At 67.1% G+C, this 14,156-nt stretch carries 16 protein-coding genes and 1 pseudogene; 7 read left to right on the top strand and 10 right to left on the bottom strand.

All coding sequences use genetic code 11. The features are described 5' to 3' along the window. Nucleotides 1–198: 198 nt before the first annotated feature. The 6 genes and pseudogenes from ACIRA5_RS37045 to ACIRA5_RS37020 form a co-directional block, all read right to left on the bottom strand. Nucleotides 199–672 carry a carboxymuconolactone decarboxylase family protein gene (locus ACIRA5_RS37045; RefSeq protein ID WP_403698527.1) on the bottom strand — a complete coding sequence of 158 codons (474 nt, stop codon included), beginning with the start codon at nucleotides 670–672 and terminating at the stop codon, nucleotides 199–201. 198 nt (nucleotides 673–870) lie between these two features. Next, a complete protein-coding gene (locus ACIRA5_RS37040; RefSeq protein ID WP_403698525.1) occupies nucleotides 871–1,815 on the bottom strand; it encodes a hypothetical protein in 945 nt (314 codons plus the stop codon). Continuing rightward, a complete protein-coding gene (locus ACIRA5_RS37035; RefSeq protein WP_403698523.1) occupies nucleotides 1,812–2,300 on the bottom strand; it encodes a hypothetical protein in 489 nt (162 codons plus the stop codon). Before ACIRA5_RS37035 ends, ACIRA5_RS37040 begins: the two co-directional genes overlap by 4 nt. A 3-nt stretch (nucleotides 2,301–2,303) precedes the next feature. Next, complete coding sequence (locus tag ACIRA5_RS37030; protein WP_403698521.1) at nucleotides 2,304–3,527, bottom strand: macrolide family glycosyltransferase; 1,224 nt, start codon at nucleotides 3,525–3,527, stop codon at nucleotides 2,304–2,306. Further along, on the bottom strand, nucleotides 3,524–4,426 hold the full coding sequence (locus ACIRA5_RS37025; protein ID WP_403698519.1) for a patatin-like phospholipase family protein: 903 nt from the start codon (nucleotides 4,424–4,426) through the stop codon (nucleotides 3,524–3,526). The genes ACIRA5_RS37030 and ACIRA5_RS37025 overlap by 4 nt, the downstream gene beginning before the upstream one ends. 232 nt (nucleotides 4,427–4,658) lie before the next feature. Further along, a pseudogene (locus ACIRA5_RS37020) lies at nucleotides 4,659–4,820 on the bottom strand (ATP-binding protein); the annotation flags it as partial. A 132-nt stretch (nucleotides 4,821–4,952) separates the two neighbouring features. Here ACIRA5_RS37020 and ACIRA5_RS37015 point away from each other — a divergent pair. After that, nucleotides 4,953–5,438, top strand: coding sequence for a MarR family winged helix-turn-helix transcriptional regulator (locus ACIRA5_RS37015; protein WP_403698517.1), 486 nt, complete (start codon nucleotides 4,953–4,955; stop codon nucleotides 5,436–5,438). 301 nt (nucleotides 5,439–5,739) lie between these two features. Here the strand turns inward: ACIRA5_RS37015 and ACIRA5_RS37010 are convergent, their stop codons facing one another. Together ACIRA5_RS37010 and ACIRA5_RS37005 are read right to left on the bottom strand one after the other, a co-directional pair. After that, on the bottom strand, nucleotides 5,740–6,390 hold the full coding sequence (locus tag ACIRA5_RS37010; protein WP_403698516.1) for an FMN-dependent NADH-azoreductase: 651 nt from the start codon (nucleotides 6,388–6,390) through the stop codon (nucleotides 5,740–5,742). A gap of 227 nt (nucleotides 6,391–6,617) precedes the next feature. After that, entirely contained in the window at nucleotides 6,618–6,881 is a 264-nt protein-coding gene (locus ACIRA5_RS37005) for a DUF5133 domain-containing protein (RefSeq protein ID WP_403698514.1), read from the bottom strand. Between the two features lie 84 nt (nucleotides 6,882–6,965). On the opposite strand from ACIRA5_RS37005, the gene ACIRA5_RS37000 reads away from it, so the two are divergent. Beyond that, nucleotides 6,966–7,616: a transposase gene (locus ACIRA5_RS37000; RefSeq protein WP_403698512.1), complete on the top strand. Its 651-nt coding sequence runs from the start codon at nucleotides 6,966–6,968 to the stop codon at nucleotides 7,614–7,616. On the opposite strand, the gene ACIRA5_RS36995 is transcribed toward ACIRA5_RS37000, so the two are convergent. Next, entirely contained in the window at nucleotides 7,531–7,776 is a 246-nt protein-coding gene (locus ACIRA5_RS36995; RefSeq protein WP_403698847.1) for a hypothetical protein, read from the bottom strand. The two genes, ACIRA5_RS37000 and ACIRA5_RS36995, sit on opposite strands and share 86 nt — an antisense overlap. Before the next feature lie 495 nt (nucleotides 7,777–8,271). Here ACIRA5_RS36995 and ACIRA5_RS36990 point away from each other — a divergent pair, with 495 nt between their 5' ends. After that, nucleotides 8,272–8,535, top strand: coding sequence for a WhiB family transcriptional regulator (locus ACIRA5_RS36990; RefSeq protein ID WP_403698845.1), 264 nt, complete (start codon nucleotides 8,272–8,274; stop codon nucleotides 8,533–8,535). A 231-nt stretch (nucleotides 8,536–8,766) separates the two neighbouring features. Beyond that, on the top strand, nucleotides 8,767–10,389 hold the full coding sequence (locus tag ACIRA5_RS36985; protein ID WP_403698510.1) for a cytochrome bc complex cytochrome b subunit: 1,623 nt from the start codon (nucleotides 8,767–8,769) through the stop codon (nucleotides 10,387–10,389). Nucleotides 10,390–10,734: 345 nt separating this feature from the next. Here ACIRA5_RS36985 and ACIRA5_RS36980 read toward each other — a convergent pair whose 3' ends face one another. Then, nucleotides 10,735–10,869: a hypothetical protein gene (locus tag ACIRA5_RS36980; protein WP_403698508.1), complete on the bottom strand. Its 135-nt coding sequence runs from the start codon at nucleotides 10,867–10,869 to the stop codon at nucleotides 10,735–10,737. A gap of 378 nt (nucleotides 10,870–11,247) precedes the next feature. Between ACIRA5_RS36980 and ACIRA5_RS36975 the strand changes: the two genes are divergently transcribed. The 3 genes from ACIRA5_RS36975 (at nucleotide 11,248) to ACIRA5_RS36965 (ending at nucleotide 14,120) form a co-directional block, all read left to right on the top strand. Next, nucleotides 11,248–12,042 (top strand): PP2C family protein-serine/threonine phosphatase, encoded by a 795-nt coding sequence (locus tag ACIRA5_RS36975; protein ID WP_403698506.1) that lies wholly within the window; start codon nucleotides 11,248–11,250, stop codon nucleotides 12,040–12,042. A gap of 415 nt (nucleotides 12,043–12,457) precedes the next feature. Next, the gene (locus tag ACIRA5_RS36970; protein ID WP_403698504.1) at nucleotides 12,458–13,396 is read left to right on the top strand and encodes an RNA polymerase subunit sigma; all 939 of its coding nucleotides are present in this window, start codon (nucleotides 12,458–12,460) and stop codon (nucleotides 13,394–13,396) included. A gap of 385 nt (nucleotides 13,397–13,781) precedes the next feature. Further along, nucleotides 13,782–14,120 (top strand): helix-turn-helix domain-containing protein, encoded by a 339-nt coding sequence (locus ACIRA5_RS36965; RefSeq protein ID WP_403698503.1) that lies wholly within the window; start codon nucleotides 13,782–13,784, stop codon nucleotides 14,118–14,120. Nucleotides 14,121–14,156 lie beyond the last annotated feature (36 nt).

Here is a 14,156-nt window from a genome sequence, read left to right as displayed (position 1 = left end):
CCCAAAGACGGGACTGGTATACGGGGCCCTGCCGACCAAGGGTGGCCCGCACCCGACTTCGACGGCAGCCTCCGGGGAGAACACGGCCGGCCGACCGCGTGGTTGAGCGCAATCGGCCGGCGCCCGAAGTCGTCTTCCCGTCGAAGGCAGTGGTGACGCGGAGAAGGACCGTCCGCGTCGGCTGGGCCGGACCCCGGCTCAGCCGAACATGCCGACCTTGTAGCTGCCGGCCGGCTGCTGGGTGATGATGTTGATGCGGTTGTAGGCGTTGATGATGGCAATGAGGGTCGTCAGCGCGACGAGCTGGTCCTCATCGAAGTGCTTGGCGGCGTTCGCCCAGGCCTCGTCGGTGACACCACCGGCCGCGTCCGCGACGCGGGTGCCCTGCTCGGCCAGCTCCAGCGCGGCGCGCTCGGCCTCAGTGAAGACCGTCGCCTCCCGCCAGGCGGCGATCAGGTTGAGCCGCACCTGGGTCTCCCCGGCGTTGGCGGCCTCCTTGGTGTGCATGTCGGTGCAGAAGCCGCAGCCGTTGATCTGGCTGGCGCGGACCTCCACCAGGTACTGAATGGTGGCCGGCAGCGTCGAGTCCGACAGCACCTTGCTGGTCGACAGGAGATGCTTCAGCACCTTGCCCGCGACGGGATTGCCGTAGTAGTTGAGGCGTGCGTCCATTGGTCCTCCTAGCAGAATTGCTGGTACGCACTACTGACCGGACAGCCCGGCAACTTGTGACACCAAGGCCTGTGTGATGTGGGTCGTAGCGACCATGTCATCGTCGTACAGCCCCGGCTGCGGGTCGTGCCCAGAGGAGAGGCGCACCTGCTCCGACACGAAGCACGGCTGACGATGGGCGCTTTCCGCGGAGGGTCGTCAGGGCGACCGGTCGTCGACATCTGTCGCCGCGGTCGCGCCGTGGCGGGCACGGATGATGGCGATCACCGTGTCGGTGGTGCGGTCCAGGTAGCTGCGGCCATCGGGCAGACGCGCCTCTGGGCTGATGTAGCTGCGCGGCCCGACGTGGGTGGCCGGGTCGAGCCGATGCACGGTGATCTTCCCGGCTCGAAGGGCCCGATTCCATTGGCTATGGCGGAACAGCCGCCAGCGTTGAGGGAATATCCAGGTGCCGACCCGCTCGATCCGGTCGTACGCGCTGGTGAGGCGATGCACGTGCTCGGCATGGGTGAGGTCGTTGGCACCGTTGTGGAATCCGCCGAGCATGATCAACAGGAGCGGGGAGCGCAGCTGGGCGTGCAATGCGCCGACCGCGCCGGCGGCGACCTGGGCGCCGCCGCTGTAGCTGAGCAGCACCACGGGGATCCCGCTGTTGGGCTGGTAGCCGGCGAGCCGGAGTTGAGCGGTGATCTGGGAGCCGACTGCCCGGTCGTACAGAGGACGGTACCGGTGGTCGGCGGCGACGAAGGTCTGCATGACATTGTGCAGGAACAGCAGCAGACCGACGCGGCGGCCCACCCGCGACCACACCGGCCGATCAGCAAGCGGTTCTGCCAGTGGCGAGTAGGGCTGCACCTGACCCAGTACCCGCAGCTCCGGCGCTCCGGCGAGCACGGCCTTGACCAGCTGGCCGCCGTCGCGAGTGTCCCGGAAGCGGCGCTTCCCGATGCCGTCCAGGTAGACCAGGTAGGCATCCGGGGGACTGTCAGGGGCCGCGCCCCGGGCGTAGGGCACATCCTCCGGGAGGTCGATGGCATGGCCCTGCCAGCCGGCGCTGTAGGCCAGGACCTCATAGCGGGCCAGCAGACCTTCGACGAGCAGAACCGGCCCGAGCAAGCAGACCCAGAGCACGAAAACGTTCATGCGATCGACTCCTGAGCCCTGGGCGCACTGATCCTCACGACCAGGCGCCGAACAGCCTCCACAGCAGCCCCGAGGCTCACCCCAGCGACGGCCACACAACCGGCCGCGGACCACCAGCCCAGCCCGGTCGCCGTGGCGAGTGGGCCGGCCAGACCGGCACCGACCCCGACAAAGAGCAGCAGGTGGAACAGCGGCCCGAGCAACGGGAACGCGAGGACGGCAGCGAACACCAGCGGGGCGACCAGGCCGGGCGTCCACACCAACGCGCTGCCTTGCGGTGGAGGGGACTGCACCAGCTCGGCCAAGGTCTCCGCGGTCAGCGGCCACAGCGCGAACACGGCACCCTCCGCCAAGCCGCCGGCCACCAGCAGCCCGAACACAGAAGTCCGCGACATGCCGGATCGGCGCGCCGCCATGGGCAGGATGCGCCCAGCGGCCTCCGACAGCCCGGCGAACCACAGCAGCAGGACGACGACAGGTGACATCGGTCAGCCTCGCTGTGCGGGATCGGCGGGAGCCGGGCGGCCGGCCGAGCCGTTGACATCCAGGTATCGCTCAAGTTCGTCGGCGGCCCGCCGGTATCCCCCTGCCTCGACCTCGGCGGCTTTCAGAGTCGCTGCGGCTGCTCGGAACGAGGGGTCGTCCAGAAGGCGCCGGGCGAGGGCACGTACGGAGGCCTCGGTGACGTCCTGGGGACGGATCGACAGGCCGGCGCCGCGTTCGGCGACTTGCCGGGCCACCATCGGCTGGTCAGCGCCCTGCGGGACCACCAGCAGCGGAACCCCGGCGTACAGGGCCTCGCTGACGCTGTTCATCCCGCCATGGGTGACGAACAGCGCCGCGCGGGCCAGTACCTCCGGTTGTGGCACGAAGCGACGGGCGAGCACATTGGCCGGCAACGGCTCCAGCGCGGAGGGATCGGTCTGCCCGGTGGCGATGATCACGGTCCCGCCCAGCGGGGCGAGCGCGGTGGCGAAGGTGCGGAGCAGCTGCGGGCCGGCGTTGAACACCGTGCCCAGCGAGGCGTACAGGACTGGATCCTGCAGCTGTTCGGCCGGAAACGACGGGTCCACGGGGCGGGCCCCCACGCTTGGGCCGACGAACCGGTAGGACCGGTCGAACTCTTCGGCCGCCGGCTGGAACGACCGCGAGGTGTAGACCAGATTGAGCGGCTGGCGGATGTTCAGCAGGTCGACCAGTGGCAACCCGCGCGTGTCGAAGCGGCGCCGCAGACTCCAGCGAGCCCGAAGGTAGGCCGCGAGGCCGCGAGGCCGGGCCATCGCCGAGGTCAAGAGGTTCCACGAGCCGCGGGTGATGCTGGGTACATGCCGGTTGTAGGCGAACGTGGTGAACGACGAAGCCGCAGGCACCTTGAGTTCGCGAGCGGCGATTGCGCCCCACAAGCAGTCGCTGTCGTGGACGATCAAGTCGGGTCGGACGCGGCGCAGATCGCTGAGTACAGCGGGTAGCAGGCGGACGGTGCCCAGCCCGAGCGTCTCTATGAACGTGGCCGGCGTCGGTGGGTCGGGGAGCGGCTGGTCGCCCCCGGGGTAGGGGTACACAGTCGCGCCGGTGGCCTCGATCTCCCCACGGAACGCGGGTGGGGTGTGGTAGGTCACCGAGTGGCCGCGCCGGACAAGCTCGGCCACCACCGGCAGCGTCGGGTTGATGTGTCCGTGCATGCCGATGTTGAGGAAGGCGATGGTACTCACTGGTCAACCCCTGATGTGGAAGAAGTGGACGCCGCGCCAGGACTGGCGGATGGCAGCGAAGGGCCGTCGACCCGATACAGGCCCGGACCGTTGACGTCCAGCCCGTCGAGAAAGCGCCCCGCCGTGCGGGACGCGGTGCTGATCAGGCGCTGGGCCTGGCGGAAGTCCCACGGTGCGGGCCAGGTCTCGATGCCGGTCGGCAGCACGACGGTCGGGATGCGTTTGGACACCTCGTGCAGGTCACGTTCGATCTGATGGTGCAACAGCAGGGTCCCGGCCCTGGCGGCGATGGCACTGGCACGTCGGCGTGGGGTGACGGGGCGCAACGGTGCGCTTTCCGGCCCGGTCGACAGCACCACCACGCTCGCCGCCCCGGCCTGCAGGGCCGCCAGCACCGGGACGTAGGCGATCACCCCACCATCGACGAGCACCCGCCCTCCCCGGTCGACCGGGGGCAGCATCCCGGGAATGGCTGCACTGGCCAGCAGCGCGGACTCCAGGTCTCCGTGGTCGAGCAGCACCGCACTGCCGGTGACCAGGTCCATGGCCACGGCGGTGAACGGGACCGACAACTGCTCGATGCGCGACGGCAGTCCGGCCCGGGCGATCAGCCGGCGCAGCCCTCGGTCGGTGAAGACGCTGGTTCGTGAGAACAGGCGGTGGCCGAGCGGATAGACCTCACGGCGATGCAACTGGGTCCACACGTGGTCCAGCCACGGCGCGGCGCTGTCGGGGTGGGCGGCCGCGATGGCTCCGTTGAGAGCGCCCACCGACGTTCCGATGATCATGTCCGGGACGAATCCGCGCTGCTCCAGCGCGTACCCGATACCGACATGCGCCGCTCCGAGTACGCCACCGGCGCCCACCACCACGGCCACGGGACGGGGAAGGGAGCGCAAGCCGGTCGACGGGGGAACCCCGGGCGGGCGGCTCGATGAAATTCGTCCTTGCGACAAGTAGACCCTCCGCCTTTCTGACCACGGCAGCCGGCTGGGATTGGTTGCGCAAGTACGACCGGGCCGCCACCCGATCTGTGACACCGGCCCCGCCGGCGAAGCGCTGGGCCGTGAAGCGAACCCGCGGACGGCAACCCGGACATCACGGGGTAGAACACCGGGAACCATCGACCTGTCAGAAAGAGGGCGCCGTCCGCGGCGATCGACCCAGGGCTTGTTCGGCCCAGATGGTCTTGCCCGCCGAGGTGTAGTGGGTGCCCCAGCGCTGAGCGAGTTCGGCAACGAGGAACAGTCCCCGGCCGCCCTCGTCGCTGACCCGGGCCCGGCGCAGGTGGGGTCGTCACGACGAGCGTCCAGCACTCCGGTGCGATCCCGCACCGGCTTGTGGGGGCGCAGCAGAGGCGGTCATAGCGTGTTTTGTTTCAAACGATACCGTATCGGATGAATGAGTAGCTGGTAACCTGGAGCTGTGATTGCCGACGCTCCTCAGCCCACCGCCGCCTCGCGTGCGACCGACCGTCCCGGGGACAGCTCGCCTTTCGCTCTCGGTCTGCTGCTGCGGCGGGCGCACTGGCGTGCGGCCGCGGTGATGACGGAGGCGCTCCGCCCGCTCGGCATCGAGTTGCGGCATTTCGCGGTGCTGATCGTGCTGGTCGACCGCGGGCCCACGGTGCAGCGCGACCTGGCGGCGGAGACGGGGTCGGACAAGGCGGGAATCATGCGCGTCGTGGACGATCTGGAACGCATGGGGCTGGCCGTACGCAAGACGGTTCCAGGGGACCGGCGGGTACGGGCGGTGGAGATCACGCCTCAGGGCGTCGAGCTTTTCGACGCGGCGCATGTGGCGGCGGAGCCGCTGGCCGAGCGCCTGATTGCCGAGCTGGGACCCGGCGAGCCCGAGCAGTTGACGGGGCTGCTGACCCGGTTCGCCCATCCCGCGGAGGGTGAGGCGTAAGCGCGCCCGCGCGGCGGTTGCCCGAGGCGTGGACGGGTTCCGCGCCGTAGGACTTTCACGGCGAAGCCGGCCTTGAGGGCTGCGGCCGCCGTTGCCACACCGGCCCGGCTGCGGCCGGGGCCTCGTCGCCGTCGTCCCGAGGTGCGCGCCGCCGACAGGCCGAACACCTGGACCACCCCGGAGTCGGGCCACCCATGGTCCTTCAGGGGCAGAGCGCCATCGTCTCGGTCAGGGCGCAGGCGACACGGACACCGTGTGACGTCCTGTGTCGAGGCGTCACACGGTGTCATCGCGGGGTGTTCTACGCGGCGAGGAGTTCCGCGAGTTCCTTGGCCTTGGCAGCCGCGTCCTCCAAGGCGCGCTTGCGGGAGGTCTCGTAGAGGGGGACCAGTTCGGACATGGCCGGGTTGCGGGGGGCCATGGTGAGTTCCGGGACGATGAAGTGGAGGTCCAGGCCGAGGGTGTTTTTGAGGACGGCCTCCAGGTAGTTCTGCACGAAGTCGTAGCCCTCGCGTGGGGTGCCGGGTGCGTAGGAGCCGCCGCGGCTGGCGACGACGACGGTCGGGGTGCCCTGGGCGGAGGGGGTCTCGCCGGCGGTGCGGCCGAGCAGGAGCACGCTGTCCAGCCACGTCTTGAGGGTCGAGGGGATCGAGAAGTTGTACATGGGAGCGCCGATCAGGACGGCGTCCGCCCGCTCCAGCTCCTCGATGAGCTTCACACGCGCGGCGAACGCGGCGGACTGCTGCGGGGTGCGCTCGGCGGGGGCGGTGTATCCGGCGGACCAGGCGGCGGCGGTGATGTGCGGGACAGGGTCGGCGGCGAGGTCGCGGTAGATGACGGTGCCCTCCGGGTGCTCCGCCTCCCATGTCCTGCGGAAGGCGGCTGTGACGGGACGGGACGAGGACGCCTCGCCGGGGAACACGGACGAGTCGATGTGCAGCAGCGTGGCCATGGGCCTTCTCCTAAGAGAGGATTGGTGCTCGATGATAGTCGCGTTCGAGATGGTAGTGAATGAGACTATCACGAGCGAAATGGGTGCCCTGACCGGGTGGGGGGAGGGGACAGGCGATCACGGACCTCTATGGGGAGCGCGGGGTCCGTCCAAGAGCACAGCGCAGCCAGATGGGATCGTCGGCCGGCTCATCCTCGCCGACGAGGCGTTGCCGTCCTGGCAAGGCCTCAGACGAGCATCGGCAAACCGTCCTCGCCGTCCGGCTCCGGCTCCTGGACTCTGCCCCGCCTGGCCCGAGCCACGAGCAGCGTGTCCGCGGCCGCTATGGCCTGGTGCACGTTCTGGGTTCCCATCGTGATGCACAGCGTGTAACTCACGTCCTCAAGCTCGCGTGCCCTTTCCCGCCCCTCTCTTTCGGCGAGCGAGATCTGCAGGGACGCGTACCGGGTCAGCAGCCTTCTGACGACCTTCGGATCCGGGACAACGAGCACGGCCAGGTCCTCTCTGTAGATGTCGAGTCACACCTGCACCTCAGCCAACATCGCGCTGGGCGACGACAGCGTTCATGTGCCTTCGTGGCCCACACCGCTGCCTTCAGTGAAGACCGGGTGCCCCCAACTTCTGTGACGGGATTGGCTCCAGCGCTCCATTGCCGCAGCCGTGTCACACCGTCCTGGCCCGTCTGGTCCATCTGGCCGGTGATCCCCCGCACGTTTCCGCCGGCGCCGGGCCGGTCGCCGGACGGCCACCACATCACATCCGAGGTCGAATACGGTCGCGGGCCGGAGAAGACCTGTGTCTGCGGCGTGCTGCGGGTGTGGGACGGACACGAGGTCACCGTGACCGCCTCCTCGCGCAATAGCGCCTTCTACCAGCAGTTTCTTCAGAAGCTCGAGACAGCCCATCCCGCTGGGGACATCTACGTCGTCACCGGCAACCCGTCCTCGCACAACAGCCTGTCCACCCGGACCTGGCTTGAGGACCATCCCAGAAGTCGGCACGTCTTCATCCCCGTCGGCGCCTGCTGGCTCAATCTCCAGGAAGGCAGGTGGCGCATCTTCCGCAGGGCCGCCCTCGCCGGCCGGTCCTTCGCCGGACCATCCGAAATCGAGCAAGCCGCCCACCTGGCAGCATCACAGCTCAACGCCCGTGCCCGGTCCTGGATATGGGGAAGACCCGCACCACCCACCCGGCAACCGCGGCGCCGACCGGCTGGTCGTTATTGAGGAGGATCGCGATGGCCAGGGCGGCTCCGCCGTCGGCCAGATCGATGCCCCGGGTCATCTCATCGTCAAGAGCCAGGACATCCGCGAGGAGCTCGAGCAGTACAGGTTCGTCGTGGGCGACCAGTACAGGTTCGTCGTGGGCGACGCGCCGCGAGAGCAGCCGCCGGCCGCTGTCGTCGATCGCGACGCAGTGGTGAGGGGTCTTGCCTGCGTCGTGCCTGACCAGATCGCACTCATGTGGCGCCTCCGTGCGGTGTGCTGCTGGTGCCTCCCATGGACGACCTCGCTGTCGATTCCCTACGAAGCGATCATGCGCGAATCCTCATTGGTAGCCGAGTCGTCGTGGGGGGCCGGGCGGCCAATCACTGAGAGCCACAAGCGGCAGAGCTTTTTCAACCACATCCGGCACTCCCGGGTGGGTGAACCATACGAAGGGCTCGCCCCAGCCCGCAGAGCAACATGGGGACCTCTTTCAAACCCACGCAGAACTCGGCTGCGTGTCACAAATACTCCGAGCGACCGGTCTCAGTCGTGGCCCCCAGCACCTCTTCGCAGGGGTGAGGAAGACCGTGCTCGGATTCCGGGGCCTCCTGCCGAATGACGGACCCTGGAGGTCTGCCGTTCCGTGCCTGCAGAACGACGAGGCAACTACGCGATGCATTGGCTTGAATGGGCGGCTTGTTCACGGGTAGACCCTGATCTTTTCTTCCCCATAAGCCAAGGCGGTCCGGCGCTCACACAGATCGACGAAACCAAGGCCGTCTGCGGCCGGTGCGCTGTCGTGCGGCAGTGCTTCGACTGGGCCCTGCGGATGGGGCAGGTGGAAGGAGTCTCGGGCGGTACGACCGAGATCGAACGCCGTGCGCTGAGGCAGAACGAGGCCCGCCGGACAAAGCAGCACGTCACAACGGTGGCGTGACGGTGTCACATCCACGCCTCATGCCCGGTCCTATGGGTGGAAGCAGCCGATGAGCCTGCTGACCCGAGGCGTGCCTGTCTCTCATCCGCCACCGACAGGCGGCGGCACAATGCGCCGCACTTCAATCTCCGCTCGTCGCCGAAGGAGTTCACGACGAGACCGAGAAGCACGGATTCCACGAAGTCAGAAATCAGCCCTTTGAGGCGATCGAGGAATATGGGTGGTAGCGGCATGGGTGACCGGAGCGAGGAAAACGAAGTGCGGCAAGGAGGCAGGGGGGAGAAGGTAGCGGACTGGGTCGACGGACGCCTCGGTGGCTTCGGCCGGATCAGGGCGAAAGCGCAGAGGGCCGCCTTTATCGACCACTGGTCGTTCCTGCTGGGAGAGATCTGCCTCTACAGCTTCATCGTCCTCATCGTCACGGGCGTGTATTTGACATTGTATTTTCACCCGTCCATGAACGAAGTGCGCTACAACGGCAGTTACGCGCCGCTGAAGGGCCAGATGGTGTCGGAGGCGTTCGATTCGACGCTGCACATCTCCTTCGACGTCCGCGGTGGGCTGCTGATCCGACAGGCCCATCACTGGGCGGCGCTGGTCTTCGTCGGCGCCGTACTCGCCCATATGATGCGCGTCTTCTTCACCGGCGCCTTCCGTAAGCCCCGCGAACTGAACTGGCTGTTCGGATTCCTGCTGCTGATTCTCGGAATGTTCGGAGGGCTGACGGGTTACGACCTTCCGGACGACCTTCTCTCCGGGACCGGGCTAGCGGTCGTCAACGGAACGATCCTTTCCGTCCCGATCGTCGGAACCTACCTCTCGATGTTCCTGTTCGGAGGCGAGTTCCCCGGGGGCGATCTGGTGGCGCGCTTCAACACGATCCACGTCCTGATCATCCCGGCCCTCCTGGTAGCACTGCTCACCGCCCACCTGATCCTGATGATCCGCCACAAGCACACGCAGTATCCGGGGTCCGGGCGCAGCAACAAGAACGTCGTGGGCCTGCCGCTGAAGGTACGGGCCGTGAAATCCGCTGGATTCTTCTTCCTGGTATCCGGTGTCATCTTCGTCGTCGCCGCGATCGCGCAGATCAATCCCATCTGGCTGTACGGCCCCCACCGTGCCGACCAGGTGTCGGCCGGATCCCAGCCCGACTGGTACATGGGCGTGGCGGACGGGCTGCTGCGGGTCATGCCCGGCTGGGAAATCACCTTCTGGGGCCACACGCTGGCTCTGGACAACCTGATTCCCCTGACGGCGGGTGTTGGCCTCTTCCTCGCCCTGGGCGCCTACCCGTTCATCGAGTCCTGGGTGACCGGCGACGACCGAGAGCAGCACCTTCTCGACAGACCGCGCAACCGCCCCGTGCGCACGGCACTCGGTGTCGCCTGGATCAGTTTCTATCTGGTCGCGGTGATCGGTGCGGCGAACGACATCATCGCCACCCGCTTCCATGTCTCCGTCGAATCCGTGACCTGGGCGGTCCGTGTCGGCCTCTTCGTCGTGCCCTTCACGGCCTACGTCGTGACGAAAAGGTGTGCCCTCGGCCTGCAGCGCAGAGACCGCGACCAGACGTTGCACGGCCGTGAGACCGGCGTCATCAAGCGTTTGCCGCACGGTGAGTTCGTCGAGGTGCATGAGCCACTCAGCCAGGAGAAACTCCACCTTCTGACCCAGCATGAGCAATACAGGCCGATCGACCCTGGCCCCGACGACAACGCCTCCGGTGCGGGCACCCGCCGCGCTCGGCGCCTTCGTGTCAGGCTCAGCCGTGGCTTCTACGGCGAAGACACACAGATCACCAAGCCGACCGCACAGGAATACAAGGAAATAGCCGGCGAGCACACGCACTGAGGCCTTCGAGTGCACTCCGTGAAACACGACGGACCAGTTTCTTCGCCTTATAGGGAAGTGGTCCCCGTCCGTCCGACGGGGCCCCTTCAAGACCTACTGCTGCCGCGCGAGCCAGTTGGCGAACTTGACCCCGCCGTGGTGCGCGTCCGGATCCGGCAGGAGGGTGTCCCCCTGCAGCTCCGCACCCCAGTAGCGCGCCTGCGGGTCCGTGACGACCTTGCGGGGGATCGTTCGTGGCGGCGAACTCCTTGTCGATGAACTCCTCCAGCTGGAATGTCTCGGGGCCTCCGGCCTCCACCACGCCGTTGACCGGAGCGCCGACCGAGGTACGGCCCACGGCCGTGGCTACGTCGTCGGAGACCACGGGCTGGATCCTGGCGTCGGGCGGACGATGGAGTGCGGGATGCCGGACGCCTTGATGAGATCCTCCTGGGCCTTCTTCGCCCGGAAGTACCGGTACCGCACAAATTCTGTCTGCACCAGAACGGACCGGAGGGCCGCTTCACCTGTTATGTCCACGCGGCACAAATCAAGGAATTTCCCTGGCCGAGCCGTGCGGTCGTTCGGCGGCATCGGATCCCACGTGAACTGGTTCACGAACTGCTGAAAGTTCTGCCCGCCGCCGTCCGACGTCGCCCGTAGGCGGTTCACTTCATGGCGTCCACACACCTGACATGCCCCCGAACAGGCATGACAGGACGACCTGAAGGACTCCTGCCTGCTCTTCTCTTGTCACAGATCCAGTTCCTCTCCTGTCTGATGTTGAGAGGTGACAACACACATGAATCGAAGGTGGGGACCGTGCTAATGCCTTATACAGCTGCAACTGTTAGATTCGCCCCCGCGTCCCGGCATACCGTGTGGCGAGAACACCTGGAGACACTCAGATCTGCGATAGATTTCAACGCGCTGATCGCCCAGGAAAATGCATCCCTGCAACGGGGCCTGCTTCCTGCGCCGGCGCTGAGTGAAGACAATTTCTCGGCCGCTTCGCGTTACATTCCAGGGCAAGCTCACGCGCTGTTGTGTGGTGACTTCTACGACATTGTGCAAACCGAGGATTCGACCGTACACGTGATCTTGGGGGATGTCTCCGGGCATGGAGCGGCTGAGGCTGCTCTAGCGGTTCACCTGCGCGTGGCTTGGCGGACTGCCCTTCTCTGCGGCAAAACCCAGTTCGAGCAACTGCGTATCCTGGAGAAGATTTTGATCGATGAGAGAGTGGACGACGATGCCTACAGCACTGTTGTGTCGCTCGTTTTCCCTCCGGGAGGATTGTCTTTGAACGTGGTGAGCGCAGGGCACCCGGGGTTTCTGCTACGCAGCGACGGGAAAATCCGTTGGGTCGAGCCTCGGGCCGGAATTGCCCTGGGCCTGCTTCCGGGATGCGAGGATTGGACTCAGACCGATGTCTCGCTTTCCCCGCGTGACAGCGTGGTTCTCTTCACCGATGGACTGTTCGAAGGGAGGACTGGCCCCTCCACACGACTTGGCGAGGAAGGCCTGTTGCGGCTGGCGATGCAGCACGGACACCTGCCGGGGCAGGAGTTCATCGACGCCTTGGTCCACGGTGCTGTGTCCAGGGCGGCACCCTTCGGGGGCCTGGCGGACGACGTAGCAGTTCTTCATCTGGGCTGGAACGCAGGGAGCTGACCGCCCGTGTCGGTATGCCATTGGCGGTGATCGATCACGCCGGGACCGTGGTCTGAGATGCCCCGCGTTTCGTGGAGCCCGGCGGACTGTCCCGAGTCGAGTTGCTTGGTTTCAGGCTACTGGCAGGGTGCCGTGCGCGTCGGTCAGTATGTGGGAGCGTGCGGGACAGTTGATGTCACAAGACGCGTGCATACCCGGTCAAAGGATTGAGTCCAGGAATGAAGGAGGTGCGCCGTGTGCGAGGACTTCGTCATCGACTGTTGGAGTCCCTTTGCCGGGCACATGGGCTGCCTGCATGGGCTGCATGGTGGCACTTTGCCATCGGCACGCAGAAATCTCTGACGCCCTCTGAAGGGTGAAGGGATTATCGTGTGCGCCCGTGTTGTGCTGCGCCTTGTGAGAGGGAGGATGCTGTATGGACGATGCTGACGCGGTGCCGGTCGCGGAGTTGCTTGATGAGCGTCAGCACCTGCTGGAAGTCACCCGCTGGATGCTGGGCAGCTCCCGTGAGGCGGAGAGTGTCGTCGGCGAGACCTACCGTCGGTGGTACGGGCTTCCCGACGCGGAGCGCGAGCGGATCACAGCTCCCCGATACTGGCTCGCGAAGACCGCGGGCCGGATCTGTCTGGGCCTGCTCGCTCGCCCCCACCGGGGTGCGACCGGCCAGAAGGACCAGAGAGGGGAGCACCGTACGAAGACGGGGGACGTCGAGGGGGCGCAGGCGAGCCTGGCGGAGGAGGTCAGCCGGGTTCTGCTGCACGCGCTGGACTCTCTGTCGCCCGCCGAGCGGGGGGCGTTCGTGCTCAATGACGTCTTCGGGATAGCCTCCGATACGGTGGTCGACATCGTGGGACGCCCAGAATCTGACTGCGTCGAGCTCGCCGACCGGGCCCTCCACAGTCTTCGGAGGCAACGCTCACGCGCCACCCCACCGGACGAGCACGATCTCCTCGCCCTAGCCGTCCGCCAGGCCTGCGTGAACGAGGATGCCGCATTGCTCGAGTCGCTGCTGTGTCCGGACGCCACGGCGTTCTTCGACGGCGGCGGCAAGGTCCGCGCACTGAGCAGGCCCGTACACGGCAGCCGTCAGGTGGCCCACAGCCTGCTGACGCTCCTGGCCCGCCACCCCCGCACCACCCTGACCACCCACTCCATAAACGGCCGCACCGGCCTCATCACCCGCTACGACGAGCAGGTCGCCGCCGTCATCAGCCTCGATATCGCCGACCACCGTGTCGCACAGGTCTGGGTTGTCCTCAATCCCGACAAGCTACGCTCCTGGAACCAGCCCCCCACCCCGGGCGACGCCGGCTCGCACCGGAGCCCGTCACAGCAGGGCGATGGCTGGCCCTGATCGCTTCTGGGCGCTGCTGTGCGGCCCTCTCATGGCGCACGAGGCCCTGCTGCTGTGGAGATCGTTCCGTCCGACGACGAGCGGGTCGAACTTGTGCGCCAGGCAGGGCTGCCGGACCGGCGCACGGCTGAGCGGGCCCGGATCATCCTGACGTGCGCTGACGGGATGTCGCATGCGGGTGCCGCGTGCGCTGTTGGCGCCGACGTGACCACGGTCCCGCAAGTGGCGCGGGAAGTTCGCTGCTGAGCGGCTGGCAGGGCCCTGAGGACGAGGGCCCCATCGGCCGGCCGAAGTCCGAGCCGGCCCTGACCGAGGGCGAGCGGGCCAGTTGGCGTGCCGGTCGAGGAGGGCGAAGACCGCCGAGTACCTCGCGCTGCGGGCGAAGATGGTGCTGCCGTGCGCCGAGGGCGTGACGCACGAGCGAGTTGCAGCCGATCTGGGTGTAGACCAGTCGATGGTGGACCGTTGGCGGGCCCGTCTTGTAGCCGATCGTCTGGACGGCCTGGACGACGAACCGCGAACCGGTCAGGTCGCCCACCCTCGATCCTGCTCGACCAGGTCGAAGGCGTCATCCTCGCGACCCTGGAATCCGCATCGGGCGAGGACACTCATCGGTGAACCCCACCGCTGCCATCGGGCGGTCGAGTTCAAGAAGTTCCTGACCGCCACTGACAGTCATAGTGATACGCGGGTCTCCGGTGGCCGTGACCCGATCACTGACTGACGTCCTGCTGGACTGTCCTTGCGTTGATCTGTCCGG

This window comes from Streptomyces sp. NPDC096311, from assembly GCF_044763085.1.
Lineage (GTDB): Bacteria > Actinomycetota > Actinomycetes > Streptomycetales > Streptomycetaceae > Streptomyces.
Note: the sequence above shows the minus strand (reverse complement) of the source record. Positions and strands in the feature narration are given on the sequence as shown.